The 26041-nt window shown below is 48.4% G+C and carries 26 protein-coding genes and 1 pseudogene; 5 read left to right on the top strand and 22 right to left on the bottom strand.

Annotated elements, in window-relative coordinates; translation table 11 throughout:
• Positions 1–45 precede the first annotated feature (45 nt).
• Positions 46–807 (top strand): peptidylprolyl isomerase, encoded by a 762-nt coding sequence (locus tag H6G89_RS26615; protein WP_190512304.1) that lies wholly within the window; start codon positions 46–48, stop codon positions 805–807.
• A complete protein-coding gene (locus H6G89_RS26610; RefSeq protein ID WP_190512301.1) occupies positions 804–3329 on the top strand; it encodes a type I secretion system permease/ATPase in 2526 nt (841 codons plus the stop codon). The genes H6G89_RS26615 and H6G89_RS26610 overlap by 4 nt, the downstream gene beginning before the upstream one ends.
• 307 nt (positions 3330–3636) lie before the next feature.
• Here the strand turns inward: H6G89_RS26610 and H6G89_RS26605 are convergent, their stop codons facing one another.
• Together H6G89_RS26605 and H6G89_RS26600 are read right to left on the bottom strand one after the other, a co-directional pair.
• Positions 3637–3951, bottom strand: a complete 315-nt coding sequence (locus H6G89_RS26605) for a 4a-hydroxytetrahydrobiopterin dehydratase (protein ID WP_199336951.1) — start codon at positions 3949–3951, stop codon at positions 3637–3639.
• Positions 3952–4134: 183 nt separating this feature from the next.
• Entirely contained in the window at positions 4135–4644 is a 510-nt protein-coding gene (locus H6G89_RS26600; RefSeq protein WP_190512297.1) for an orange carotenoid protein N-terminal domain-containing protein, read from the bottom strand.
• A gap of 189 nt (positions 4645–4833) precedes the next feature.
• Here H6G89_RS26600 and H6G89_RS26595 point away from each other — a divergent pair, with 189 nt between their 5' ends.
• Positions 4834–5112: a photosystem I reaction center subunit X gene (locus H6G89_RS26595; RefSeq protein WP_190512295.1), complete on the top strand. Its 279-nt coding sequence runs from the start codon at positions 4834–4836 to the stop codon at positions 5110–5112.
• 505 nt (positions 5113–5617) lie between these two features.
• Here H6G89_RS26595 and H6G89_RS26590 read toward each other — a convergent pair.
• The 5 genes and pseudogenes from H6G89_RS26590 to H6G89_RS26575 form a co-directional block, all read right to left on the bottom strand.
• The gene (locus tag H6G89_RS26590; protein WP_190512293.1) at positions 5618–6436 is read right to left on the bottom strand and encodes a TlyA family RNA methyltransferase; all 819 of its coding nucleotides are present in this window, start codon (positions 6434–6436) and stop codon (positions 5618–5620) included.
• 42 nt (positions 6437–6478) lie between these two features.
• Positions 6479–6777 (bottom strand): annotated as a pseudogene (locus tag H6G89_RS36480) (hypothetical protein); the annotation flags it as partial.
• Positions 6778–7018: 241 nt separating this feature from the next.
• Complete coding sequence (locus H6G89_RS26585) at positions 7019–8377, bottom strand: sensor histidine kinase (protein WP_190512292.1); 1359 nt, start codon at positions 8375–8377, stop codon at positions 7019–7021.
• Positions 8378–8787: 410 nt separating this feature from the next.
• Positions 8788–9054: a nucleotidyltransferase family protein gene (locus tag H6G89_RS26580; RefSeq protein WP_309230101.1), complete on the bottom strand. Its 267-nt coding sequence runs from the start codon at positions 9052–9054 to the stop codon at positions 8788–8790.
• A gap of 18 nt (positions 9055–9072) precedes the next feature.
• Positions 9073–9258, bottom strand: a complete 186-nt coding sequence (locus tag H6G89_RS26575; RefSeq protein WP_190512290.1) for a hypothetical protein — start codon at positions 9256–9258, stop codon at positions 9073–9075.
• A gap of 279 nt (positions 9259–9537) precedes the next feature.
• Between H6G89_RS26575 and H6G89_RS26570 the strand changes: the two genes are divergently transcribed.
• Entirely contained in the window at positions 9538–10287 is a 750-nt protein-coding gene (locus tag H6G89_RS26570) for an SDR family oxidoreductase (RefSeq protein WP_199336948.1), read from the top strand.
• A gap of 27 nt (positions 10288–10314) precedes the next feature.
• Here H6G89_RS26570 and H6G89_RS26565 read toward each other — a convergent pair whose 3' ends face one another.
• The 15 genes from H6G89_RS26565 to H6G89_RS26495 form a co-directional block, all read right to left on the bottom strand.
• The gene (locus tag H6G89_RS26565; protein ID WP_190512289.1) at positions 10315–12183 is read right to left on the bottom strand and encodes a GspE/PulE family protein; all 1869 of its coding nucleotides are present in this window, start codon (positions 12181–12183) and stop codon (positions 10315–10317) included.
• Positions 12184–12367: 184 nt separating this feature from the next.
• Positions 12368–12802 carry a hypothetical protein gene (locus H6G89_RS26560; RefSeq protein ID WP_190512288.1) on the bottom strand — a complete coding sequence of 145 codons (435 nt, stop codon included), beginning with the start codon at positions 12800–12802 and terminating at the stop codon, positions 12368–12370.
• A 326-nt stretch (positions 12803–13128) separates the two neighbouring features.
• Positions 13129–13584 carry an ArsI/CadI family heavy metal resistance metalloenzyme gene (locus tag H6G89_RS26555; protein ID WP_190512287.1) on the bottom strand — a complete coding sequence of 152 codons (456 nt, stop codon included), beginning with the start codon at positions 13582–13584 and terminating at the stop codon, positions 13129–13131.
• Positions 13585–13701: 117 nt separating this feature from the next.
• Positions 13702–14085: an ArsR/SmtB family transcription factor gene (locus H6G89_RS26550; RefSeq protein ID WP_190512286.1), complete on the bottom strand. Its 384-nt coding sequence runs from the start codon at positions 14083–14085 to the stop codon at positions 13702–13704.
• A 600-nt stretch (positions 14086–14685) separates the two neighbouring features.
• Positions 14686–15306: a hypothetical protein gene (locus tag H6G89_RS26545; protein WP_190512285.1), complete on the bottom strand. Its 621-nt coding sequence runs from the start codon at positions 15304–15306 to the stop codon at positions 14686–14688.
• Between the two features lie 19 nt (positions 15307–15325).
• A complete protein-coding gene (gene arsH, locus H6G89_RS26540; RefSeq protein ID WP_190512283.1) occupies positions 15326–15979 on the bottom strand; it encodes an arsenical resistance protein ArsH in 654 nt (217 codons plus the stop codon).
• A 21-nt stretch (positions 15980–16000) separates the two neighbouring features.
• Entirely contained in the window at positions 16001–16408 is a 408-nt protein-coding gene (gene arsC / locus H6G89_RS26535) for an arsenate reductase, glutathione/glutaredoxin type (protein WP_190512273.1), read from the bottom strand.
• A 40-nt stretch (positions 16409–16448) separates the two neighbouring features.
• Positions 16449–17585 (bottom strand): ACR3 family arsenite efflux transporter, encoded by a 1137-nt coding sequence (arsB, locus tag H6G89_RS26530; protein WP_190512271.1) that lies wholly within the window; start codon positions 17583–17585, stop codon positions 16449–16451.
• Between the two features lie 231 nt (positions 17586–17816).
• The gene (gene arsJ, locus H6G89_RS26525) at positions 17817–19079 is read right to left on the bottom strand and encodes an organoarsenical effux MFS transporter ArsJ (protein WP_190512269.1); all 1263 of its coding nucleotides are present in this window, start codon (positions 19077–19079) and stop codon (positions 17817–17819) included.
• A gap of 21 nt (positions 19080–19100) precedes the next feature.
• Positions 19101–20111: an ArsJ-associated glyceraldehyde-3-phosphate dehydrogenase gene (locus H6G89_RS26520; protein WP_190512267.1), complete on the bottom strand. Its 1011-nt coding sequence runs from the start codon at positions 20109–20111 to the stop codon at positions 19101–19103.
• A gap of 721 nt (positions 20112–20832) precedes the next feature.
• Positions 20833–21849, bottom strand: coding sequence for a tetratricopeptide repeat protein (locus H6G89_RS26515; RefSeq protein ID WP_190512265.1), 1017 nt, complete (start codon positions 21847–21849; stop codon positions 20833–20835).
• A gap of 129 nt (positions 21850–21978) precedes the next feature.
• Entirely contained in the window at positions 21979–23652 is a 1674-nt protein-coding gene (locus H6G89_RS26510) for an alpha-amylase family glycosyl hydrolase (protein WP_190512263.1), read from the bottom strand.
• Between the two features lie 15 nt (positions 23653–23667).
• Positions 23668–23940 (bottom strand): hypothetical protein, encoded by a 273-nt coding sequence (locus H6G89_RS26505; protein ID WP_190512261.1) that lies wholly within the window; start codon positions 23938–23940, stop codon positions 23668–23670.
• Positions 23941–24187: 247 nt separating this feature from the next.
• A complete protein-coding gene (locus H6G89_RS26500) occupies positions 24188–24640 on the bottom strand; it encodes a DUF4383 domain-containing protein (RefSeq protein ID WP_190512259.1) in 453 nt (150 codons plus the stop codon).
• A gap of 218 nt (positions 24641–24858) precedes the next feature.
• Positions 24859–25065 carry a chlorophyll a/b-binding protein gene (locus H6G89_RS26495; RefSeq protein ID WP_190512257.1) on the bottom strand — a complete coding sequence of 69 codons (207 nt, stop codon included), beginning with the start codon at positions 25063–25065 and terminating at the stop codon, positions 24859–24861.
• A gap of 324 nt (positions 25066–25389) precedes the next feature.
• On the opposite strand from H6G89_RS26495, the gene H6G89_RS26490 reads away from it, so the two are divergent.
• Positions 25390–26034, top strand: coding sequence for a class I SAM-dependent methyltransferase (locus H6G89_RS26490; protein ID WP_190512255.1), 645 nt, complete (start codon positions 25390–25392; stop codon positions 26032–26034).
• Positions 26035–26041 lie beyond the last annotated feature (7 nt).

The raw sequence follows: 26041 nt of genomic DNA, 5'->3' as shown, positions 1-26041 counted from the left end.
CTTAGTTGGGCATAATTGAGGTTGCTACTGTCTAGTCATGAATCCATGAGTTCTGAACCGTTTCTGACCATTAACGATCAACCGATCTCACTCCGCAAGGCATTCCAGTACTTACAGGTCAATCGCAAACTGGATGGATTCATCGGTGAAATTGTTCGCCAGTTTGTCATTGAGCAAGAGCTAGAATCCAATACCACCTTACAGATCGGGTCTGGTGTGGTGGAGCAAGCCGTCATTGACTTTCGATTACAGCAGCAGTTGACCGACCCTAAGAAATTTCAGGAATGGCTAACTGCGAATGGGCTGAATTACGAAACCTTCCATAATCAAATTGCTTACGGCTTCAAAGTCCGCAAGCTCAAAGAGGATGTCACCGCTAATCGCTTGCAGGAGTATTTCATCGAACGCAAGGTATTTCTCGATCGCGTTGTGCTCTCGCGCATCATCGTCGCCGATCAGGAACTGGCGGATGAGCTAAAAAGTCAGATTCTAGAAGGCGCAAAGTTTGAGCAATTGGCTCGTGAATATTCCCTGACAGACGATAAAGTGATGAATGGCATGGTGGGTCCGGTAAGCCGGGGTACGATGCCTGACATTTTGCGGTCTGCGATTGATCTCGCCAAACCGGGTGATGTCGTGGGTCCGTTGGGTATGGAAGGACGGTGGGGCTTGTTCCGGATCGAAGAAATTCTCTCAGCCACCCTCGACGATGCCCAGGTGAAACAGGGGTTGCAGGACGAATTGTTTGAACAGTGGTTGGCAGAGCGCATCCAAAAGCTTCCCATTAAGCTACAGGTAGGAGAATGATTACAAACGACCAACTTGCCAGCATTGCATGGGATGCCCCACCCCTGTGTTGGTTGACTCCAGAGCAACAGTTGAAAGTTAAAGAACAGGCTCAACTTCGTCAATGCACCTTGGGGGAAGTGATCTGGTCAAATGATGCTCCGGGAAGCGAGTTTCTGGTGCTGACGGGTAATGTACGGTTGGTGCCAGATGAGGGTAAGCCGACCTTGCTGAAACCGGGCGATTGGTTTGGTGACTTCCCAGAGTTGACGAACCAGTGGAAGGCACGCGCCGCCAGCAAGGAAGTGGTGGTTGTGGAATGGCGATCGCCGATGTGGAAGTCGCTGTCTACGGCGGAGATGCAGCAGTTCTGGATGGGATTGCGATCGCGCTATCAACCCGAATTCACGGATGCGCCGAAACCGCTGACGGGCTATCCCTTTGTAGGGGCGATCAACACCGGGGCTGCCTGTCTCACCATGTTGTCGCAATACCTGGAAACCCCTAACCAACTCGATTGGGTGCAGCGGCAGTTGCAGGGGCAGCGTCCAAAAGATATGGTCAATGCGGCTGAAAAGTTGGGCATTCAACTCCGCCGTTTGCTCATTGGAGATTGGAGTGATCTGCGCCTGATCAAGTTTCCAGCGATTTTGCGCTGGCAGGATCAGCGATGGGTGGTGGCGTATGGGGTTCGGGGCGATCGCCTGGTGATTGCCGATCCGCTCAACCCTGAGCAAACTGCCCTGAGTGTGCCACGAACCGCTGTTGAGACAGCCTGGGATGGACAACTCTGGCAAGCCGAGCTAACGCAAAAGCAAGACCGCTTTAGCCTTATGTGGTTTTTGCCTGCGGTCTGGAAGTTTCGGGGCTTGTTGGGCGAGGTCTTGACTGCCTCGTTTACGCTGCAAATTCTGGGTTTGACGACTCCCATCATTACGCAGGTCATTATTGACAAAGTGATGGTGCAAGAAAGCATCCCGACGCTGGACGTAATGGCGGTGGCTCTCCTGGCAGTCGCGTGCTTTGAGGCACTGCTGGGCACGCTGCGGATGTTTATCTTTACCCACACGACAAATCGCCTGGATATGGCGTTGTCGGCACAGGTATTCCGCCATCTGTTGCGGTTGCCCCTGTCCTATTTTGAGGCGCGTCGGGTAGGGGATACGGTGGCGCGAGTTCAGGAATTGGAGGAAATCCGCCAGTTCCTCACCAGCACTGCCCTGACGGTGATTCTCGATAGCATCTTCTCCGTGGTCTACCTGGCGGTGATGTTTTACTACAACGTTACGCTGACCTGGGTTGCACTGGCGGTGTTGCCGTTGTTTGCTCTTTTGACGTTATTCGCCACGCCCATTCTGCGGAACTGGTTGAACGAAACCTTTAACCGCAGTGCCGATAGCCAATCCTTTTTGGTGGAAACCGTCACCGGAATTCACTCTGTTAAGGCACATGCCGCCGAAAAAGCATCGCGCGATCGCTGGGAAGGACTGTACGCCCGCTTTATTCGTACAGGCTTCAAAGCCAGCACTACAGCGAATATCAGTAATCACCTGGGTGATTTTCTGACCAGCTTTTCCGCCATGCTGATCCTCTGGTTTGGAGCACGTTTAGTGATCAACCAGGATCTCACCATTGGTCAGTTAGTGGCGTTTCAAATGTTGTCGGGTCGGGTGACAGGACCTCTATTGCGATTAGTACAACTCTGGCAAAACTTGCAGGAAGTGCTGCTGGCGGTCGATCGCATTGGTGATATTCTCAACGTCGCCCCGGAAGCAGAACCGGGAACGGGTTTGGTGCTGCCTCCTCTGCACGGCAATGTTGTGTTTGATCAAGTGTTCTTCCGCTATCAAGCAAACCAGGAACCGATCCTGCGAGGAGTCTCCTTCACCGTTGAACCCGGAATGTTTGTCGGCATTGTGGGACGCAGCGGATCAGGTAAGAGTACCCTGTCTAAACTGATTCAGCGGCTCTATCTGTCGGAGTCTGGACGCATTCTGATTGATGGGTTTGATATCAAGAGTGCTGATCTGGCATCCCTGCGACCCCAAATAGCCGTCGTGTTGCAGGAGGATTTCCTGTTCAACGGTTCCATTCTGGAGAATATTACCCTGGGCAACCCAGAAGTCACCGCTGAACAGGTAGTGGAAGCGGCTCGATTGGCAGTCGCCCATGACTTCATCTGCGATTTGCCCCATGGGTATGACACTAATGTGGGTGAACGAGGCACCGCCCTGTCGGGTGGTCAGCGGCAACGAATTACGTTGGCTCGCATGTTCCTCTCGGATGCGCCCATCATCATTCTGGATGAGGCGACTAGCCACCTCGATGCTGAGACAGAACAGCAAGTGTTAGAAAACCTGCAACGCATCTCTAGAGGTCGGACTGTTTTCCTGATTGCGCACCGCTTTGCTCCACTCAAACGAGCAGATTTAATTTTGGCAATGGAAAAAGGAGTCATTGCCGAGCGGGGCACTCATGATTCGCTGTTGATGCAGAAGGGGTTGTATTGGTCGCTCTATCAGCGGCAACAACTCTCGGTGTAGATTTCCAGATGCTTTTCTCAGATCCCCGGTTTCCAAAGCAGAAACTGGGGATTTTTTACTTTTATAGCAGTACTCACTAACGGTTAGAACGGGGTGCAGGGGTGGAACACCTGGTTTGGGGCGCAGCCCCCACACCCTTATGTCCTAATGCATAGGCGTAGGGCTATATAGCGATCGCCAAAACCGTTAGGACATTGATGAGTCCCGCCGAGAGAGACGCGATTAATTGGGTTTGTCCTGTTGAGTGCCTTGTCTTAACTGAGGTGACTACGGCTATGGTTGCTTTAGCCGTAGCCACATTCAAGAGCTATAGCGCAGAGATTTGGCGTGCCAGGTCGAAGTCTTGTTGGGTCAAACCACCTGCATCATGGGTTGTCAGACTGACTGTCACGACGTTGTAGGAGATGGTGAGGTCGGGATGGTGGGCGGCAGCTTCCGCAGGAGCCACTAATCGATTTACAAAGGCAATCGCCTCCACAAAATTAGCAAACCGATACGTTCGGTAAAGCCGTTGCCCGTCAGTTTCCCAGCCTGGTAATTGGCGCAACTGTTGCGTGACTTCAACCTGGGTTAGCCGCACTAAATTTGGGTTCGCAACTGCCTCGGCTCCACTGAGAAGCATTAAACTGGCGATCGCTGTTCCTACCACCACACTCCATCGCGCTTGCCGCATCCGATTTCCTCCCAGCCTGTAAACATCAGCCGAACCAAGAATTGTTTTGATAATACGGCGGAATGCCTGGGATGGATGGGGATGTTTAATCAGGTCTGCAACTTTTTCAAAAAGTCGCAGACCTGATGCAAGTTAAATCACTTTGTTCAGAAACGCAATTTGTTGATCAAAGTCGCATTGCTTCAAAGAGCTAATCAGTTCGTTCGCTTCAGGAGAGGGTGGATTTTGAGCCATGATGGAAGACAGTTGGTTCTCCATCATCTGACCAAACCGATACCAGACCGTTAAACGAGAGTTGATGCTCATATCGTTGTATTGATCGATCGGTGGAGTGACTCCCCCTGGTACTAATTCCAGTAAAGCTTTGCTGGGATGGGGGTCGAGGGCTGTTTCATCTGACTTGGTTGCCTTCTCTGACAACACATCCTGCAAAAATTGCAGTCGATCCTCTTCCCGCATCTCGTTGATGTGTTTGATCAACTGATCTACTTCAGAAGAAGCTGCCATTGCAGTGGAATGGCTCGTGACAGAAGTTTTAACTTCACTGTAGAGAGCGGCTAACGCACTCAATTGTCCATTCAAATCGAGTTTTTTAAATGCCTGGACGCACTTGGCGATCGCATCCGTATTTGTAAATGTCATAGATCTAAATCCGATAAAAGACTGTCGATCATCCTAGTTTTTTGGCGATCGCAATAACTTCTATAGATAGACCTAGATCACGTCTCAAATAGGGTTTTTGTAAATCATTCGATAGCCAGAGGAAGACTGACGTGAAAAAAAAGATGATCGGTTCAACCAATTTATGAAATCAGTCATAGGAGAAAAACCTTGATTCACGCTCTATTGTTAGCTGCACAGCAAACCGAAAACGCTACTTCACTGTTTTCCTGGCAGGGAACGCCTTTTATCATCGGTTTTTCCTTGTTAGTGTTACTCATTGCCTCGCGTACGATTGAACAACCCCACGTTGGACCAAAAGCCCCTCTGGGACCCCTGGGACCGATATTTAATAACATCAGTTTGGCTGGTTTCATTGCATCCATGAGTTTTGGTCATATTTTGGGCGTGTTGGCAACGCTGACCTTATCTGGATTGATTCAAAATTAAAGTCAATTTGGGTAATACCAGTTTTCAAAAGTAGAACGATGGATGTGGAAGGGGCGGTTCGCGAACCGCTCTTACAGATGTAACCACATGTGCGACTTTTCTGAAACTTCCACCCGTTCTAACCCTCACCCTAACCCTCTCCCACAGGAACTACCGTGTACACAGATCTCGGTTGAGATGCCAATCTTCTGCATGATCCCCCTAAATCCCCCTTAAAAAGAGGGACTTTGGCTCCGGTTCCCTCCTTTTTAAGGAGGGTTAGGGAGGATCAAACCCAGCATTAGCTTGAGTAGAAGACTTGTGTATACACCGTAGCCCACAGGAGAGGGAATCGGAACGGGTGGAAGCCCTTCTCCTGTGGGAGAAGGGTTGGGATGAGGGCAAATTAGTTGCACATCTCGTGATGTATGGATGTACAGCTTAGATTTAAAGAAATGGTATAAGCAGCTTGTAGGGCATGACGCGCCATATCATTACCAATCCAAATTTACTTCTAATCGTGTCCTTAATCTCTGTTGTGCAAAACCCGGTTTGCCGTTTCCGTCAGGGTTTGTAGATCGGCAAGGGAAGGTGAGCTAACGAAGCTCTGATCTTGTAACCAGAGCAAATATTCAATGTTGCCTGCTGGACCTAATAACGGCGACCAGGTTAACCCGCAATAGTGCCACCCTAGCCCCTGCGAGGCTTCTAGAACCTGGGCGATCGCTCCTGCTTGATCACGCGGATCTCGCACAACTCCCTTTTTACCGACTTTCTCTCGTCCCACTTCAAATTGCGGTTTGACGAGTAACACGACCTCGTGGGGCGGTTCGAGCAACTGCCATAACGCGGACAGAACTTTGGTCAGCGAGATAAACGACACATCCACAACCCCCAGATCGGGACGGGGTTGGTCTTCGGTGTACAGATCTTCAGGAGTGAGATGGCGTAGATTGGTCCGTTCCCGAAGAATGACACGCGGGTCTTGACGCAACTCCCACGCGACCTGCCCATAGCCTACGTCGATGCCATAGACGCGATCGGCTCCCGCTTGCAGTAGACAGTCCGTGAAGCCTCCTGTCGAGATTCCCCCATCCAGGCACACCCGTCCTGCCACAGCGACCTTGAATTCTGTAAGGGCTTTTGCCAGTTTTTCACCGCCTCTGGAGACAAAGGGCGATCGCTCCTTAATGTGAATGTGGGCAGTCGTCTCAATCTCCGTGCCCGGTTTATCAACTACCTGTTGATTGACCATGACTTCCCCTGCCCGAATCAGGCTCTGTGCCTGTTGTCGAGAGGAGCAGAGGTTAAGGTCTACCAGAAGGGTGTCGAGGCGTTGTTTCAAGGGTTTTCGCTTTAGATATCATTGGGATCAATTCCAGCGGCTCTCAACTGGATACCAGAGCAAGTCGCCAGCAACAAAAACGGTTGGATCATCAGCAAACAGCCAATCTAAGTACTGTGATTCACAGATAGGGTTTGGAAATAAAACCAGGGGGGTATGGGGGCTTCGCCCCCGTCAGGGGTTCCACCCCTGCACCCCGAATTCCCACCCCTATTTATGACGAGTTGTACTAAGTTCTGCTGAATTACTACAATCCAACGGAACTGTTTTGTATTGTCTGCTATTGGGTTGCCGTCACTATCGGGATAGATAATCGGGGTTGAGGATTGCAGAGAGACCATTGCAACTGCTGGGTGGTATTCGTTAAAGGGTGAAGCGTTGGCAGCATCAGAGTTGACATGAATTCGGGATCAGGATTTTGGCGGTTGAAACCGCCGTTATAGAAACCAAGCCGACTGGCATTGGTTTCTATAACCTTGGATTTTCGGTAGTCTGCGCAGGCAGACCTGGCTCCAGTAGACGCGAATTCATTCGCCAGGATCTTAGACCCTCAATTCCACTCTTCACCTATATGAATCAATGTTAGGGCTTTGTTGTATGGCTGGGCAACGTGACGGTAAAGGTTGTTCCCTGATTGGGTTTGCTGTCCACTGCAATGTGTCCCTGATGGTTCTCGACAATCACCTTGGCGATCGCCAACCCCAGTCCTGAACCTCCGGATGCTTTTTGAGAAGCATGAGAACCCGCATGGGTGCGTGCTGGATCAACTCGATAGAAGCGATCGAACAGGTAAGGAATGGCTTCTTCAGGAATGCCAATGCCCGTGTCACACACCAGCACCTGAAGTTGAGGATGCTGATTTTTGACGGGTTGTAGGGTGATGTGAACCTTCCCTTGAGGCGGAGTGTATTGAATCGCGTTGCTGACCAGGTTCGTGAATAGGCGCGTCAGTTGATCGCGATCGCCCTCCACAATGTAAGGCTCTGCCTCTCCCTGCACGTCAAACAAAAGTGTAATCGCTTTGTCAGAGGCGATCGCCTCCTGTTCCTCAGTTACCTCTTGCAGTAAGTCATTCAGAGCAACGGGACTGGTTTGAAGTGGAGTCATGCCGCTGTCCTGTCGGGCTAAAAACAGCAAATCATCCACCAGACGACCCAGACGACGGGTCAACCGTTCCACCACTTTAAGTTGCGTTTCCTGAAACTGTGGATCGGGGTCAGACAATGCCACCTGCACGTTGGTTTGAATCACCGCAATGGGATTGCGTAACTCGTGCGATGCATCCGCTGTGAACTGCTTAAGCCGTTGATAGGAGTCGCGTACGGGGGCGATCGCCAACCCCGATAACCCCCAACCAATCGCCGCGACCGCCCCGACCATAACTGCCGTTCCCAAGCCCAGATCGATAATCAACTGACGAGTTGGCTTTGTCACCTCAAACCAGGGATGACTGGCTCGCAGATACCCCAACACCTGTCGCCCTAACTGCACTCGTTGTGTCACCTGCCGCAGAATCAGGGACGACGGATCGAGGCTGAAGGATGAATCAGCGGTGTTTGAATCTTGCAAGTCCTGATTGGGAAGATGCACCGTTTCACCACTGCTAATATGCAATGGCAATTTCAATGGTTGCGAAAATGTAGACCACAGCAATTCACCTGTTGGGCTAAACCACTCCAGATCAATGTGGTCGTCCTCCACCGAGCCTATGTTGTTGCTAAAACTGGCTTCTACATTGACATGGGGAGCACCTCCATCCATAGCAGACTCAATTACAAGCGATCGCTGCACCACTTCCACGACATGATTCAAGGTATCGTCGATCCGCTCAATTAATGTGCCACGAACATACCAATAAAAGCCGCTGGCAAACAACAATAATAAAACGGCTGTGACAGTTGTATACCAAATCGCAAGTCGCCGACGAGTTGCTTGAAACATGAAGGAAGAAAGGATAAACGATAAAGGATGAAGGATAAAAGAAGAAAGGAGAGGAGCGATTTATCGCGTCTGTAAGGAAAGAGAGGATGAAGGATAAAAGTGGATTGGGTAGGTGCCGTTAGCGATGGCGTAACGCACCTCGAAAAATTGAGGAGAGAAAAGAATTATCTCAATTGTAGAGGGTAGGGGCGAACACTTACGGGTATCTCAAGGAGAGTGCAGTTAGAGGATAAAAGGGCGATCGCTCTGTTATGAAACCAATGATTCAAGCTGTTCCAGCAATGATGGAACTATTTCAATCAAATGGGCTGCTGCCAAAATATCAGTCACATAATCTAAATCACGAGGTGACATAAATAGGTTTGGCAGATTCTAGAATGGCTTGACGACGACGGACATTACGACTTCGCTCAATCCCTCGACGGCTCACAAGTTCGACCTTCTGCCCAAAGAGGTTTTTTTAGTTCATCCGGCATATCAATATGATCAGACAGCGTCCAAGTGGCATCAGGAGCAAACGTAACCAAAACATCTACATCGCTATCGGGACGGAAGTCTTCTGGTAGGATTGAGCCGAACAGCGCGAATTCTACCACTTTCCAACGCTGGCAAAACTCGACAATTTTTTGTTGAGGAATGTCAATGCCATACATTGCAGAACTTTGTGTTCGCAACACTAGTACTACAATTCAACTCTAGCTGGGAATGATGGATGCGGGGAAGGGAGGGCAAACGTAATAAGGGGCGATCGCAATTACGGCAAAATGGTAAACGCCCCACACTCCTTGACCTCCCCATTGCGGCAATGCACGCGCAGATGACCAAAGCTCTCGGGATGCTCGCTTCGCAACTGTGCCGCGACTCGCTCGATGCGGCACCATTGCCCATTCCACATCACCAGGTGGGAAGCCCGCCTTGTATGTTGAGAGAAGGTGGCAGACCGATTCCGCCTGGGTCAAAAAGACCGTCGCATAGCAGAGGTCGCCACCGATTTAACCTCGCAGTCAAAGCTACGCGGACTGAGGTTTTGAACCTGCATGAGCAGTTTTGCTCTGGTAGCTGCGGTTTTAACTGCCACTCCCCTACCGTCAGATGCACCCTAAGTTAGAGGTAAAGTAGCTCCTGTTATGGTGATGAGAGGCTGTTTATAGCTCCCTTTAATGATGAACAAAGTCATGGTGATTACTGGTGGTAGTCGTGGCATTGGTGCAGCTACGGCTCACCTTGCGGCTGAGCGAGGGTATGCTGTTTGCGTCAACTATCGCCACCATTCAGAAGCGGCTCAAAGCGTGGTTGACTCAATCCGATCGGTGGGCGGTAAAGCGATCGCCATTGCCGCCGATGTGGCTATCGAAGCAGATGTAATTAAATTATTTGAAACCGTTGATGATCAACTCGGAAAAGTAACTGCACTGGTCAATAATGCAGGGATATTAGAACAACAAATGCGCGTTGAAATGATGGATGCGGCTCGCTTGCAACGGGTTTTTGCAACAAACGTGATCGGCAGCTTTTTGTGTGCGCGAGAAGCTATCAAACGTATGTCTACTAAACACGGTGGCACGGGCGGGGCGATCGTCAATGTCTCATCAGCCGCGGCTCGTCTCGGTTCTCCGGGTGAGTATGTAGATTATGCTGCTTCAAAAGGGGCGATCGATACGATGACCATCGGCTTAGCCAGGGAAGTTGCAGATGAGGGAATTCGGGTCAATGCCGTGCGCCCAGGGTTTATTTACACCGATATTCACGCCAGTGGAGGTGAGCCAAATCGAGTGGAGCGGGTTAAAGAGTCGGTTCCTATGAGGCGAGGGGGACAGGCGATCGAAGTCGCACAGGCGATTTTGTGGCTGTTATCGGATGAAGCGTCGTACACCACTGGTTCGCTTATAGACATTGCAGGAGGAAAGTAATTGCAGTTAAGGATATACTCATTGGTTTTAATACTGATGCTTAAGCAACTGTTCAAGTTCATCCAATGAAGTCAAGCCTTGTCGTGCTAACTCGAAGCCATTGTCTAAATAAGTTTGCATTCCCTCTGCTTGAGCAGTTGCGTGAAAAGCTTCAACAGACGGTTTTTGAATGAGAAGTTGTTGCAAAACAGGACTCATTCGCAGAATTTCATGAACGGCAATCTGACCTTTGTAACCCACTCTACAACAGTTTTGACACAAAGTCCCTTCAGCTTTAGTTGTTTTGATTTCTTGAGGGTGTAAGCTATTCGCCCGATAGAATGTTTCTTCTGGGTTAGTTTCAGAAATGCCAAATCGAACTCGTTCTTCAGAAAGGGGGGTATAAGCAATGCGGCATTCCTCACACAATTTACGTAGAAGATGTTGCCCAATCACTCCAATCAAACTTCGATTGAATCTATAAGGTTCGATTCCCATATCGAGCAGTTGCTGAACTGCCATCACTGGATTAGATGCATTGATGGTAGATAGTACGAGACATTTTGAACGAGCGGCGTTGATGGCTATTTCAGTAGTTTGGCGATCGCACAACTCATCTATCAGAACGATATCTGGATCTTGTCGCAAACAAGCGTTGATATAGTCTTTGCGGTTCTCGATGGGCAGTTGTACTTGAGTAATCCCTTCTAAAAAATATTGAACTACTTCTTCAAATGTAATAATCCGACTGTCTACAGTATTTCGTTGAGCAAGTAAGGAGTAGAGGGTGGTTATTTTGCTAGAACCAGGTACTCCTACAACTAACAGTAATCCATGCGAGTGTGCAATCATCTCTTGCACGCTTTGTCTACTGGATGAGTGAGGGAAGATATTTTCTAATGAGACAGGAGGTAGTGACCGATTTACCAGAGTTAAGACAATCCCTTCGCCGCATCGACTGGGAAGTGTACTGACATCAAATTCAATTTTACGTCCATCGAAAATTCGATAGATTTTACCAGTTTGAGGTGAGCACTTCTCTAAAATATCCAGATCAGCAATTACTTTGAGGCGAGCGGTCACCGCGGGGATAATTTTCTTGGGTAAGGGGTCAACCGCATCCCTCAACACCCCATATTTACGAAATCGAATCCGAAGATATTCCTTCTGAGGCTCAACGTGAATGTTTGAAACCTCTTCTTGAAGTGCTTGAACCAGGATTTTGTTAACCAATGCAACAACTGGTTCAGCTTCTCCATCGGTCAAGGCGATTTTCAAGTCTACATTAGCATCGTCTATTATCTCTTCTAGACCAAGATATTCTAGCTCGTCGAGGTCAGCTTTAGAGTCAAACTTAGATTGCAGATCAAGCTGTTTCTGCTGATCAAACTGGTTATCTAGATATTGAGAAATAATTTGCTGATAATCTTCTACAGGAATCACCAGGCGTTTAAGCAATAATCCTTGAGGCCGCAAAATTCTATTTAAATCATCTTGAGCCGCCAAATCATTTGGATTAACCATTGCCACTAGGAGTGAGGTTGGTCCATGTTCTATTTTGAAGAGAGGTACTAAGCGATAGCGACGACAAATATCAATTGGAATTAACGTGTCAATTAATTCAGAAACTTGGTTGATCGTAATTCCTGAATTCTCGAAAACAAATGGTTCAACACAATGGAGAAGTTTTAATTCAAATAAGCTGAGTTGCTTATACATTTGCTTTACATCAGCCGAGAGTGGGCGACCAATAAGCCGTTCAACAGAGGTGATAACTGATTCATTTGATTGGCGCGATTCTCTCTCAACCTGAAGCATCTGCTCAAACTCTAGCCATCCTGTATCTACTAATCGCTGACCAAAGAGCGATAGCTTGTCGGGAATCCGATAGATTGGACAAGATGGATAAACAGCCATAGAACAATAGCCGATTTTGAGAGTGTAAGTATAATATTTGGCTCCTGCATAACACATTCAACCTGGCAATGGGTAGAGACGTGACATGATTTGACATCTTGAATCTCCTAGCATTTTTCTAGACACGAAAAAAGGGCACAGTACTCTGTACCCAGCAAGCTAGATGAAGACGATTGAATAACTGTTAACGTTTCCGAATGTCGCGTGCCATGTTGCGGAACATGTCCATGCTGCTATCGCTATCGCTGCGACGACGCTCAGCAGCACCGTTACTCTCGGCTTTGGGTGCTGCGCCATTGCTGGTAAAACCATTAATAGCAGCACCATTTGTTTCCATCGCTTGTGTGATTGCTTCAGCGGTTTCAATTGCCGCTTGCAACTCGCCGGAGGTCATTCCCATTGACGACACTTGCACGACAGATTCAAAGCCACTCTTACTGCTTGCAGTCTTAGGAAACGTGTGCTTAATCATCTTGGCAGTTCTCATGTATTCGATATTGCCCAGAGTTTTGGCATCATCTGCGTCTAAAAAGTAAGCTTGTGGCTTGCCATTATCTTGTGGAGTGGCTTGCCCCTCATCGGTCTTCTTTTTGCCAAAAAAACCAAACAATCCTGCCATGATGTATCTCTCATAGAACTATAGTCATTCGTATTATATTAACTTTTGTTAAGCTAATCAGATTGTTACAAACAACACTTTGATTACTCGAAAGATTACCATCAACGTTTGGGCAAGAGTTTGCTATAGCTTACTGACCAGAGGTCATTTAGTTTCCCCATGGAGATCAGCTGCGATGCCGATGATGGTGACAATGATGCTGGAGAGCAGGTTCTGCTTAGCGATCGCCCCAATCACGCATCCAATTGACAAACATGGCGATTGAATTGCATCATGACAGACACTGCCATGATGCAATCCTTTGGTCTAACCGCTCTTAACAAAGCCTAAGCGCAGCAGGATTTGACCCCTTGAGGCTGACCAGACATCTGGGATGGATTCAAACTAATCGTTTCTTCCGGGGCTGTGTCGCTTACTTTGACAACAAAGACCTCCCAACGGTTGCCGTCGGGGTCTGTCACCCAAACTTTGTCTTGCAGGGCATAACAACAGTCGGTGTTCTTCTCTTCAAATAGATTCAGACCTGCCTTCGCAAAACGGGCGATCGCCGCCTGTACGTCTTCAGTGCTGCCTACCTGAATGCCCAGGTGAGAGAGTGTTCCCTGCGGTTGGATTGTCTCGGCTGTATTCAATGTCAGGTTGAGAGCAGGGTTCTCCAGATCAAACTTGGCATAGTCAACTTTATGCTTTACCGGAGACACTCCAAACATTGCCTGATAAAAGGCGATGGACTTGTCCAGATTGGCAACTCTGAGTGCGACGTGGGTCTTCAATGTAGTCATGGCTAATCTCCTAAGTTAGAACGATTTGAGTAGGATGTGAGAACGGGGTTTATTGAATATTGACGATATTCAATATTTTGAGGTGGGCTGTTGTCAGAAGGGCTTTTGGGACGAATGTTAGATGCCCATAATCTGCTGAGCCGCTTGGGGGAGCGCAGGAATGCACTCGTGATTGATGCTGTAATAAATGAAGTTAGCTCGTCGCTCAGTTTTGACGAAGCAGGTGTTTCGCAACAACTTGAGGTGATGAGAAATGGTAGGTTGTCCCAGATCAAACTGATCCACAATATCGCAGACGCACAAAGGTTCCTTATTTTGCGCTAGCAGGTTGAGAATTCGTAAACGAGTGGGGTCTGCTAGCACCTTAAACCATTCAGCATATTTTTGAGCTTGTGCTTCGGAGAGGCTTGTAGAAGCGATCGCCCTACAGCATCCCTGTTTTGGCTGCTCGACTGCCTGGTCAAGTGTGGGTGGCTGAACTGGCATTGGCTGAACTGGCATGGTTGGCATTTATGCTACAGTAAACACTTTATCAGGTCATATCGAAGTTTGTCAATATTGATAGCTTTCGATTTGTATAGCTATATTCAACCCGGTCAGGACAAGGGGCTTAAGCCCTTTGTTCATCATGTGGGTAGTGTTTCAGATCTGTTGCCACTAACCCCCGGCTGTCGCCGTCCCCCTTACCAAGGGGGACTACAGGGGGTCTTACAGAGGTTATCAACAGGTTTGGAACACCACCATCATGTGCTCTGAATTGTCCTAACAATAGTGGCTACGGCTATAAATGCCTGGTTACTCCAGTCCATCCCAAATTCAATGGCTAACCGTGTATACACATCTCTGTTTTTTAATGAGGCTCGATTGCTTCAATAAGTTTGAAAACCGGGCATTGGGGGAGTCTCTCCCAAACCCCCTAGCAGAAGGTGTTTCGATTCACCCAAAGGCGCGTTTCGCATCGGTTCCAAGTACGGGTGTTTCCGGTTGGGTCAAGACTCTAGCGATAGGTCTTAAGACTATTTAATTGGGATCACTTTCTACACGCTACACAAGACCCCTGAGGTTCCCTCGATAGGGCAACTGGGTCACCGATGATGGATGTTAGCTGAGAGTTACGAGTTGGCTTGCCATCAACGAGCACTGATACTTAACCTGGCGATTGCAGGCATCAAGGATTTCCAGGAGCGTGGTTTCACTGATCTCCAACAGTTCTGGGGCGATCGCATCATATCGCTGCAAGTAATCCAGGTAATATCGTCGTTCTTCGTCGTGGGTAATGTCGGGTGTGACTCGTACCACGAAGTCATAGTCCTCAATGGTTTTGTTCTTGCCGTTGCAGTTGCCTTCGGTCAAGTCAACTCGGTAGTGCTCGTATTCTAAAAAACAGTGAATTTGGGGAATGAAGTTCAGTCCATAGGGTTGCAACAGAGCATTGACCCCAGTCACAACCTCATCGTTGAGACGATAGAAGCCCAGATTTTTGTAAACCGGGAGGTTGAGTTCCTGAGCAAGACGGGCGATCGCACCGTGTTTAGTCGTGCAGGTTCCATGCCCCTCCTCAAATAAGATCAACGAGTCTTCGGAATTAGAATTTGACCCATAGGGTAAGGCTTTTGTCCAATGACATGCGGCTTGAAAAGTCGTGATACCTTGCTTGAGGAACTGTTCGGATACCAGACCTTGCTGCATCATGGCATTGGGTAAAACGTCGATGGGATGCATCGTAGAGCCTCCAGGTGAATTACATTTGTGTGAGATTGACCCCGTTGACACGGTTATTCATGGGATCGGGGATACCTTTTTCTTTGCGTTCACTGTAGCGATCGGTGAGGTAATCAACCTGATGCCGCAGCAACAGCGTAAATTTGTAGAGTTCTTCCATCACGTCAATGACGCGATCGCGGTAGGGCGAGTCTTTCATCGTGCCGTCGTCGTTAAATTGCTCATAGGCTTTGGCAACAGATGATTGATTGGGAATGGTAAACATCCGCATCCAGCGACCGAGAACGCGCATCGTGTTGACCGCATTGAAGGACTGGGAGCCACCGCTGACTTGCATCACCGCTAACGTCTTGCCCTGGGTGGGTCGCACCGCTCCGATACTCAACGGAATCCAGTCAATCTGCATCTTCATTAAGCCGCTGATGTTGCCGTGCATCTCTGGACTTGACCACACCTGCCCCTCTGACCACTGCACCAGTTCCAGCAATTCCTGAACTTTGGGATGGCGATCGCTCTCACTGCCATGCAACGGCAAGCCATGAGGATTAAAGAACTGCACCTCTGCACCAAATCCGGTAATAATGCGAGCGGCTTCTTCTGCCAGGAGCCGACTGTAAGATCGCTCTCTCAGGGAACCGTAGAGGAATAGGATTCTGGGTTTGTGGTCACTCATGATGCAGTTGTGCTGATGATTTTATCTGGAGCAATGGCTTAACTTTTCTAACAACTGGAGCACCTGTTCTCTGATTTCATCTCGAATCCGTCGAAATGTTTCGATCGGTTGTCCACAGGGATCATCCAATTGCCAATCTTCAAATACACTCCGCAAGACCCATTCGACTGGTAGATGAACACCACACCCACACAGTGAAATAACCGCATTGTAATCACCTGGATTAAAGTCACTGAGGGGTTTTGAGGTTTGATGACTGATATCAATGCCGACTTCTGACATCACTTGAACTGCCAACGGATCAACAGCACTTGTCTCTAGACCAGAACTGGTTACTGATATCCTTCCATCGCCCAGTGCACGAGCAAATCCTTCTGCCATTTGGGAACGGCGAGAGTTATGTTTACAGACAAACATGACGTGTTGCATAACCAAAGATAACGCAGTAGTGCCATTTCTAAAGGTTGAGTCACGGTCCTAAAGGGCGAATACAGCGAGGGTCGGGCAATGTCGCTTTCGCAGGTTCACGAGGAAACCAAAAGGCAGTGCGTTTACATACTTCAACCAGCATGAGCATAACGGGAACTTCGATGAGCACACCAACAACAGTTGCTAGAGCAGCACCGGAATTTAAACCAAATAGAACAACCGCAGTGGCGATCGCCACTTCAAAGTGATTACTCGCACCAATTAAAGCAGCAGGAGCCGCATCTTCGTAAGATAATTTCAGTTTTAGGGCTGCAACATAGGAAATCAAGAAAATAAAGTTGGTTTGCAGAAATAAGGGAGCGGCGATTAACAGGATGTGGAGTGGATTGTTGACAATTAATTCACCTTTAAATGCAAACAAAAGAATGAGTGTTACTAAGAGAGCTACGATCGCCACAGGTGTTAAGTATTTGAGAAACGTTTGCTCAAACCAATCTCGTCCTTTGTGAGTCAAAATCCAGTAACGAGAATACATTCCCGCAACAAGTGGCAGACCAACATAAATCAACACCGAAAGGGCGATCGTTTGCCAGGGAACTGCCAGATCATTCGCAGCTAACAGCCATCGCCCTAATGGGGCGTACAAAAATAACATCGCCAGAGAATTCACAGCTACCATGACCAGCGTATGCCCCTGATTGCCGTAGGAGAGATATCCCCACATCAAGACCATGGCAGTACAGGGTGCAATGCCTAACAAAATTGTTCCGGCAATGTAAGAGTTGGCTAACGAAACTTCGGTGCCACGAATCATTTCAGTTCCGGCAATCAAAGGGCGAAATAACCAACCCAGAAAAAACTGAGCAAATACCACCATCGTGAACGGCTTGATTAACCAGTTCACCACCAGAGTCAAAAGCACGGGTTTGGGAGTGCGAATCGCTTGTGCTGCCTGGGAAAAATCAATTTTGACCATGATGGGGTACATCATGAAAAACAGACAGATAGCGATCGGGATGGAAATCTGATACACACTCATCGCATCGAGAGCGATCGCCACCTGAGGAAACAACCGTCCCAATAGGATTCCGGTGATGATGCAGAGGAAGACCCAGAGGGTCAGATACCGCTCAAAAAAACTGAGACGATTGCCAGCTTTGACCGTTGAAGAGTCCATATGAAGGGAATGAAGCAAAAGGATGAAGGCTGAGGGATCAGAGGGATCGAGTGCTTAGGAATGGAAATTAAATAAGTTCGGTATTGGGTAGGGGCGGGGTTTGCTGTCAAATCTATAACAGGGTACAGATAGGTCTGCTAAACCCGCCCGTACAGTTTGCAAATTTATTAAATTCACAATCCTTAGGAGGTCAGGATGCGATAGGTTTTATCTTTTATCCTTCATCCGCTTCTAATCTCCATCCCCTGATTTCCAGGCGATCGCCTTAGTCGGTTGAGGATTGGGCAATTTCAGCGAAATTACCCCTGCGGCTAGCACAAACAGCGTAGACACCCATAAACAGCCAACCAGTCCGGTGAGTTGATAGACCAACCCAGAGAGCACCGTGCCGATGAGTCGTCCGCCGGAGTTTGCCATGTAGTAGAAGCCAACATTCAGAGCAACTTTGTCATCGTCGGTAAAAGCCAGCACCAGATAGGAGTGAACCGCAGAGTTGAAGGCAAACACAACCCCAAACACCGCTAAGCCAACGACAATCACCTGATTGGCGGGTAGCCCAGATTGAAGCGCAATGGCGATCGCCGCAGGTACCAGTGTCAGGGTAAATGTCCAAAATTGAATCGTACTCGCTTTAGGAGCCTGTCCTCCGTTGAATTGACTCAACAACATTGGCGCAAGAAACTGCACGACCCCATAACCAATCACCCAACAGGCTAAAAATCCCCCTGCCTCAAAGAATGACCAGCCCAACCCACTCCGCAGGAAAACAGGCAACCCGACGACAAACCAGACATCCCTGGAGCCGAACAGGAAGAATCGGGCTGCCGAAAGAATGTTGATCTCAGAGCTTTTAGAGAAAAGCTGTGTGAATTTGACCTTCGCTTTGATCTTGCCCATGCCCTTTGGCAAGAAAAACCCAGTCAGCATCACCAGAAATAGCCCTGCTGCCATTGCCCATAGTGAATTGACAAAGCCCAACGTTGCCAGTAGAGCCGCTCCCATAAAGAAACCAGCCCCTTTAAGAGCATTTTTAGACCCCGTCAGCACTGCTACCCACTTAAACAGGGAAGACTGCTGATCTTGGGGTACTACCAGGCGAATTGCGCTTTTGGAACTCATCTTGGTCAGGTCTTTGGCAATTCCTGAAAAGGCTTGAGCTGTCATCACGTAGGCGATCGCCACTCCCTGTGCCCACTCCCGGTTCAGCCACGACAGCATGAGCAGCGCAAACACCTGTAACCCAATTCCGGCATAGAGTGTCAGCTTTAGCCCCAGTTGAGAGCCAATCCACCCGCCCAAAAAGTTGGTAACAACTCCAAACACTTCATAAAAGAGGAAGAGTAAGGCAATTTGCAACGGGCTATAGCCAATTTCGTTGAAATAGAGCAGCACCAGCATTCGCAGTGCGCCATCGGTGAGTGTGAAACCCCAGTAGGCGATCGTTACCAGACTGTAATTTTTGAGGTTGGCATTTGAGGCAGTAGTGGAGGTCATGATTGGATGCGTAGATAAGGCTTACTGCAAACTGAGGGCTACCTTGCGTGCCAGTTCTGCCATGCGGTTGACGTACCCCCACTCGTTGTCATACCAGGCGAGAATTTTGACCTGCGTCTCATCGACCACCATCGTAGAAAGGGCATCGATGATGGAGGAACGGGGGTCATCTTTGTAATCAATCGATACTAGAGGACGTTCCTCATAACCCAAAATGCCGTTCAGTGGCCCGTGTGCAGCGGATTTTAGGAGAGAGTTAACTTCTTCAACAGTCGTGGGTCGTGCCACTTCAAACACGCAGTCGGTGAGGGAGGCATTGAGCAACGGTACTCGCACGGCCAAGCCGTTTAACTTGCCCTTGAGTTCTGGATAGATCAGGGCGATCGCTGTGGCTGACCCGGTTGTGGTGGGAATCAGTGACAAACTGGTGGCTCTGGCTCGGCGCAAATCTTTATGGGGGGCATCCACAATGGTTTGCGTATTGGTGTTGTCATGAATCGTGGTGATCACCCCATGACGAATGCCCAACCCCTCATGAATTACCTTCACCACGGGAGCCAAACAGTTTGTGGTGCAGGATGCAGCGGTTAACAGGTGATGTTGCTGTGGATCATAAAGGTGGTCATTAATGCCCATGACAATGTTGAGCGCACCGTCTTTGACTGGAGCCGCCACAATCACCTTTTGCACCCCTCGCTTGAAATAGGGGTCGAGGGTCGCAGCAGTTCTAAACTTGCCAGAACACTCCAACACCAGATCAACACCCAGGTCATCCCAGGGCACCTCACCCGGTGTAGCGTATTCACTAAAGCTGAGGGATTGATCGTCAATCCAAACTCGTTCGTCCTTGGCTTCAACCTCTGGTGCCCAACGGCCATGCACCGAATCAAATTTCAGCAAATGGGCAGCGGCGTTTGCTCCCCCTTTAACTTCGTTGATGTGAACAAACTCCAGATCTGACCAACCCCAAGCAACGCGCAGGGTGAGCCGTCCCATTCTGCCAAATCCGTTGATTCCCACTCGAATGGTCATGATTGCTCCTACCCTTGATCAACATTTATGGCTTTCAAGGCTATGTGTGACATTGAAAGAGTCACCCCATTATTTCAAATTAAATTGACATAAAAGTCAAGGAAGTGATTCTGAAATGACTCCTTCCAAAGTTTGTTGCCGTGTATACACCCCTCTAGGTTGTCAATGAGACACTCGGTTGCTTCAATGAGCTTGAGAACCAGAGATTAGAGAAATATCCCTCAAATCCCCTGGTGAAAGGTATTTCAGTTAACCTGCTGCGTGCTTCGTATTGATTCCAGGTAGAGTTACGCGATTGAAGCCCCTCACCGCTAAATAGGGACAGTTGCTATTTGCATACCGAGATCTACATCATCAATCCATCAAGATAAATTGATTTGATATCAAATTTGAACCAATCATTTTGACATTGTATAGAGGGGGATTAGCAGACAACACTTGAGTGCAGTAATGTTTAACAGCAACCCCCCTACGGCCACTCTGGATGACCTGAATTGGGGATCAGGATTTTGGCAGCAAACAGCTTTCTATCTACAGGAATTAAAGAGGGCTATACAGCGGTAAGCCCTTCCTGACGGGCAAGATTTGTTGCGTTACTTCAAAACTCACCGTCAAAATGAGTTGACATTGCAAGTCAACTAGAACACATCGCATTGACATGTTTTTTAACGGTATTGATGAAAAAATTAATACAGCACCTCACCTCACTCATCCTTACGGGTTATCGGCGATCGCGCTCCAGGTCATAAATCGCTTTCTCCCAATACCAGTCTTCTGGCATCCCTGGGTTTTTGATTTTCAAGCGTTCGACCAACCCCGTAACAATTCGGCGATCGTTGCCAACGAGTCGCAACAGTTTTTGTTGGACGGCATGACTGGGTCTGCCAGTGGGGACGATTTGCCGGGGCGATCGCGAACGGGTATCAACTGAGGTCACAAAGGACTGACGTTGAGCTAACTGGGTTTTAAGTTGTCCGATTGTAGTGAGCAGTTGTTGTGCCATCGATTTGTCAGCTTTGTCTAAAAACAGACGAGCCGCTTGTTGATAGTCTGCGATCGCTGCCTCCAGGTTGCCCATCTGAGTGTGGACTTGTCCTCGACAAACGTAGACTTGTGCGTCTTGTGGGTCGATCTGCATCACCCAATCCAGATCATCCATTGCGCCACGATAATTGCCCTGTTTTGCTTTTGTGATTGCCTCCTGCAAAAAATCTTCGACCGTCAGCGATGGCTGAATCACGACGGTTGGAGGTGTGAGTGGAGGCGGGGGTGACGGTTGCAATTGTTGAATCTTGTCCAAACAGCGGCGACAGTTGGACACATCGCGATTATCAAGATACAACTCGGCAGCTTTTCGGTAACTCGCGATCGCTTTCCCGGTATCTCCCTGCCGCTGGCGAATCTGACCCAACAACTCGTAGTTGGCTGCCTGGTCTGGTTTGAGTAAGATCGCTTGTTTGGTGTCTGCAACCGCTGCATCTAGATGGTTCAGAATGAGATGCGCTAAGCCACGGGCATAATACATGGAGTGATATTGCAAGCCTCGATCGAGAGCTTGAGTGTAATCAGCGATCGCCTGTTCCGTATTGCCCAGTTTAAAGTGAGCTAATCCCCGTTGATAATAAACCTCCGAACGGTCAGGCGATTCTGCCAGGGCTTGATCAAAATCAGCGATCGCCCCCTGGTAATCCTGTGCTTGCGCTTTGGTTAAGCCTTGTTCGTACCATTCCTGTTGCATAGTTCTAAATTAGCTTACGCAACAGGTCACCTGGAAGGGTGATGGGTGATGGGGTGACAGGGTGATGGGGTGATAGAACCGCGTAAAGACGCGATTAATCGCGTCTCTCCCTTACTCCCCTAATCTCCCTTAAACGGAGACAAATACCTTTGCCTCATAGGCTCCTAGCTCTGTTACCAGGCAATTGTCCTGTGCTTCAACCTGGCGATCGCTTAACCAGTCATACCAACGGGAGTGATCGGGGAAGTTAGGGACGGTGTATTGGGTAAAGTCCTGATCTGAAAAATTAGCCACAACAACGGCTCGTGAACCGTCGTCGTTCCATCGAACGTAGGCAAAGACGCGATCGCCCGGATTGTCGTGGAAAAACTCAATGTTGTCCGAGCGCAGTGCCGAACAGTGATGACGCAGGGCGATCAACCGTTTGTAAAAGTTGTGTAGATCCTGATTAGGGGCTTGTTTCAGCAGATTCCACTGCAATTTGTTGGACTCCAGGGTGGTTTCGGTTTTAGCGGTATATTCGCCAAATTCATCTCCCATCCACAACATGGGGATGCCCATTGCAGTCATCTGGATGACGGCTCCCAATTTTGCGCGTTGAAAGGCAGGTTCACCAAAAATGCTGCGATCGCCCAACTCTCTCAACAAGCGTTCGCGATCGTGACTTGCCAGGTAATTGATCACATGGATGCTGCCGCCATATCCCTGACGTTTTGCATCCAAGGCTTCCTTGAGTTGGTCTAACTCAAATGTTTCACCTGCTAAATGGGGAATGAGGAAATAGCGGAAACTCTCATGCCAACAACTATCCATCGGTCCACTATTACAACAGGTAATGCTAGCGGTGTCAGGAATATATTCGGCGATCGCGTAGAAGGGCTTGTTTCCGGCGGTTTGTCGGGCTTCTCCGACGATCCAATGCAAAAAATCTGCATTGGCTAATTGGCGCACGGCATCAAACCGAATGCCGTCGATGTGATATTCCCGCACCCAGTGACGAACTGCATCTCCAATGAATTTCCAGGCGGGTTTGATGTCTAGCGTTTCATCATAATAGTCGTAGTTGAATTCCGGACCCCAGTAGTTGTTAGGGTCATCCGGATAATGTGCCCCGTGGTAGTACCAGTAATCGCGATCAATGGAGAGCAGCGGACTTTCCTCATCGGAATGGTTGTAGATGCCATCCATAAATACCCGAATTTGGCGAGCATGGCACTCATCGATAAATCGCTTCAAGTCTTCCGGTGGACCATAACTCGACTCTGGTGCAAAGAAGTGGCGCACCATATAGCCCCAGCGGTAATTTCCGGCGTATTCCGTTACAGGCATCAGTTCCACCGCATTGACACCCAGGTCTGCCAGATAGTCGAGTTTGGCGATCGCCTGATAAAATCGGTTGCCCAGCGTTGCATCTGGATCGCGTCCACAGAAATCGGCAATGTGCATCTCGTAAATGATCACATCGGTATCAGGAGGCAAGGGTTGATCATCGTGCTGCCATACATAGGTATCAAGGATCCGCTGCCCCTCTTTGATCCGCACGATTCCTTGTTGGCTATCCTGATCAATCTCAGTGGCATAGGGATCGTTCACCTCGACCCACTGATCCGGCTCTAGATGCCAGCTTTTGCTTTTCACCCGAAACTGATACTGATAAACTCCATCCTCTAAGTCAACTTGAGTCCGGAAGTAGCCATCATTCTCTTTCTGCATTGGGATGACTTGCCCATTGGAAAAGGAACCTATGAGTGCCACTTCCGTATTACGGGGCGCAAAAAGCTGAAACTGAACGGAACCCGCCATAAAACTCCTGTCAATCTACGGGATGCGATCGCACCTTTCTCTCTTAAGAATTTTGTGCTGTTGCTCACCATCATCCTTATCAGTTGGCGGTTCGGGCATCTGCTGTTTGAAAGGTTGTTTATCGTTCATTAGGATGAAAGGTTCGTTCAGAATATGAGGGCAGTGAGTAGAGATTGAAAAATCGGCGTTAGCGATAGCGATAGCCACATTCGATAGCGAAGGCAAGCCAGAAAGCCTCCCCAGCATTAAGGTCTGAGCCATTAGCTTTGCCCTAAGCTTTTTGACCAAAGCTATAATCAACCAGAAGTCTACAGCAAGCAAAAAGGTAGTGTTTCAGATCTGTTGCTACTAACCCCCGGCTGTCGCCGTCCCCCTTACCAAGGGGGACTACAGGGGGTCTTACAGAGGTTATCAACAGGTTTGGAACACCACCGAAAGCAAAAAAAGTAGCCTGAACAGACTACTTTTTGCTAAAAACTGAATCTTGAAGTTGTCTAACTTCACGGAAGTAAGACTCTCACCTCTGGAATCGTATTTAGACGCTGGGTTGGGCTGTGGTTGACCCCGGAGCGATTTCAGCAGACTTGATAAAGCCGTAATAGAAGGCGATCGCAGCAACAATCGCATTGAGCCAGATATTGTTGCCATACAGTGGGGTCAGCCCAAACAATGTATTGGTTAAAGGAAATAGCCCTAAAATAACGGCTGATCCATACAGGATTGCAAAGATGCGGTTGAATACGATTGAGCCAGTCAGGCTAGTGAAGGCAGCAATTCCCCATGTTCCCACTAGAATGCCGATCGCATTGTGAAAATAGTTGGTGGGGAAGATGCTGAAGAGATGACCGTAACCCGGTGTATAGGTTGGATTTCCAGAAGTCGCTACAAAAGTGGGTACATAGCCAGCTAAGCCTAACAGCAGAAATAGAACACCCAGGCTTAGAGCCGTGTAACGGATAGATAGATTTGAAGATGTTGATGATTGCATAATGATAGTGTTGTTGGTTGCAGAAATTTTCAAGTAGAAATGTTCAAAAAGTATGTCTCAAGACAAGATGGATCTGAGGAATCTCTTGTCTGCTAACGAATGAAGGTTAAGAAATGGAGTTCAATAACCGTTGAGACTAGCCCGCCATCAAGTACGGACGGGAGATGAAGGCGATCGCTCCGCCTTAATGGATGGTCTTGATGCAGCGAATCGGAGAATTAGCCAACCAGGTGCAGCACATCGCGTAGAACGCTGTAACCCGCCAAATCCCAGAGTAAATAAGCGACAAAACCCAGCATAGCTAGACGACCATTCCATAGCTCTTGTTGGGGGTTCCAGCCAAAGATCCAGGCGTTACGATCAGCCCCATTATAAGTAGGTGCAACGGTAGGGACTTGATCGGTGTTAATGGTTGAAGTTTTCATGATAGAGGTTTCCTCGATAGTTCTGGTGCAACTTCATAGTTAGCTTCATACTATCGAGCAGACTTGTTAGGATTGTCTGCCATTAGAATTGGCTTTTGTCTCCATCTCAAGACGCAATTAATAATTTATAGTGACTGTGGGAACACAGGAATGGTTGATAGAGTGTGATGCGATGGTTTCAAGGATGGTGTACAAGTTCACCCATTTGGATCTAGCGTCGCATCTGACTCTCATAGGATGATTTTTTTGATTCAATCCAGATATCGGATTGTGCGCGGCTACTCTTTCGACTGATTAAGTTGGGATAGAGAATAGACTGTAGTAATGGACGTTCAATCGGCAAACAACATCCAGACAGCATACAACACCTGGTCAAGTACCTACGATGTTGATGTGAATCTGACACGCGATCTCGATCAACAGGTTACTCAAGAAACCCTGTTTGGTTCTCGTTACCGCTCTGTGATTGAGTTGGGCTGTGGAACGGGCAAGAATACGCTTTTTCTGTCCCAAATTGCAGATCAAGTGTATGCCATTGATTTCTCAGCATTCATGCTCGAAAAAGCCAAAGAAAAAGTCACTCTAGCCAATGTTTCATTTGCTTTGGGAGATCTCACACAGCGATGGAACTATGAGGAGCAATCTGCTGATCTCATTACTTGCAATTTAGTTTTAGAACACATCGACGATCTCTCATTTATCTTCTCAGAGGCGGCTCGTGTGTTAGTCAGTGGGGGACGATTTTTCATCTCAGAACTGCACCCCTTCAGGCAATATCGAGGAACCAAGGCAAACTTTCAACGGGATGACTCGACAACTGAAATTCATGCATTTGTACATCACATCTCTGACTTTATAAAGGCAGCAAAAACTCATCATTTTATCCTTGAAGATCTTCAGGAGTGGTGGCATGAACGCGATCAAGACAAACCACCACGGTTGATCTCCTTCTTGTGGCGATCGCCCTAGACAGACC

The sequence above is a fragment of the Oscillatoria sp. FACHB-1407 genome (assembly GCF_014697545.1).
GTDB lineage: Bacteria > Cyanobacteriota > Cyanobacteriia > Elainellales > Elainellaceae > FACHB-1407.
The sequence above is the reverse complement of the archived record's forward strand: the minus strand, read 5'-3'. Positions and strand labels throughout refer to the sequence as shown.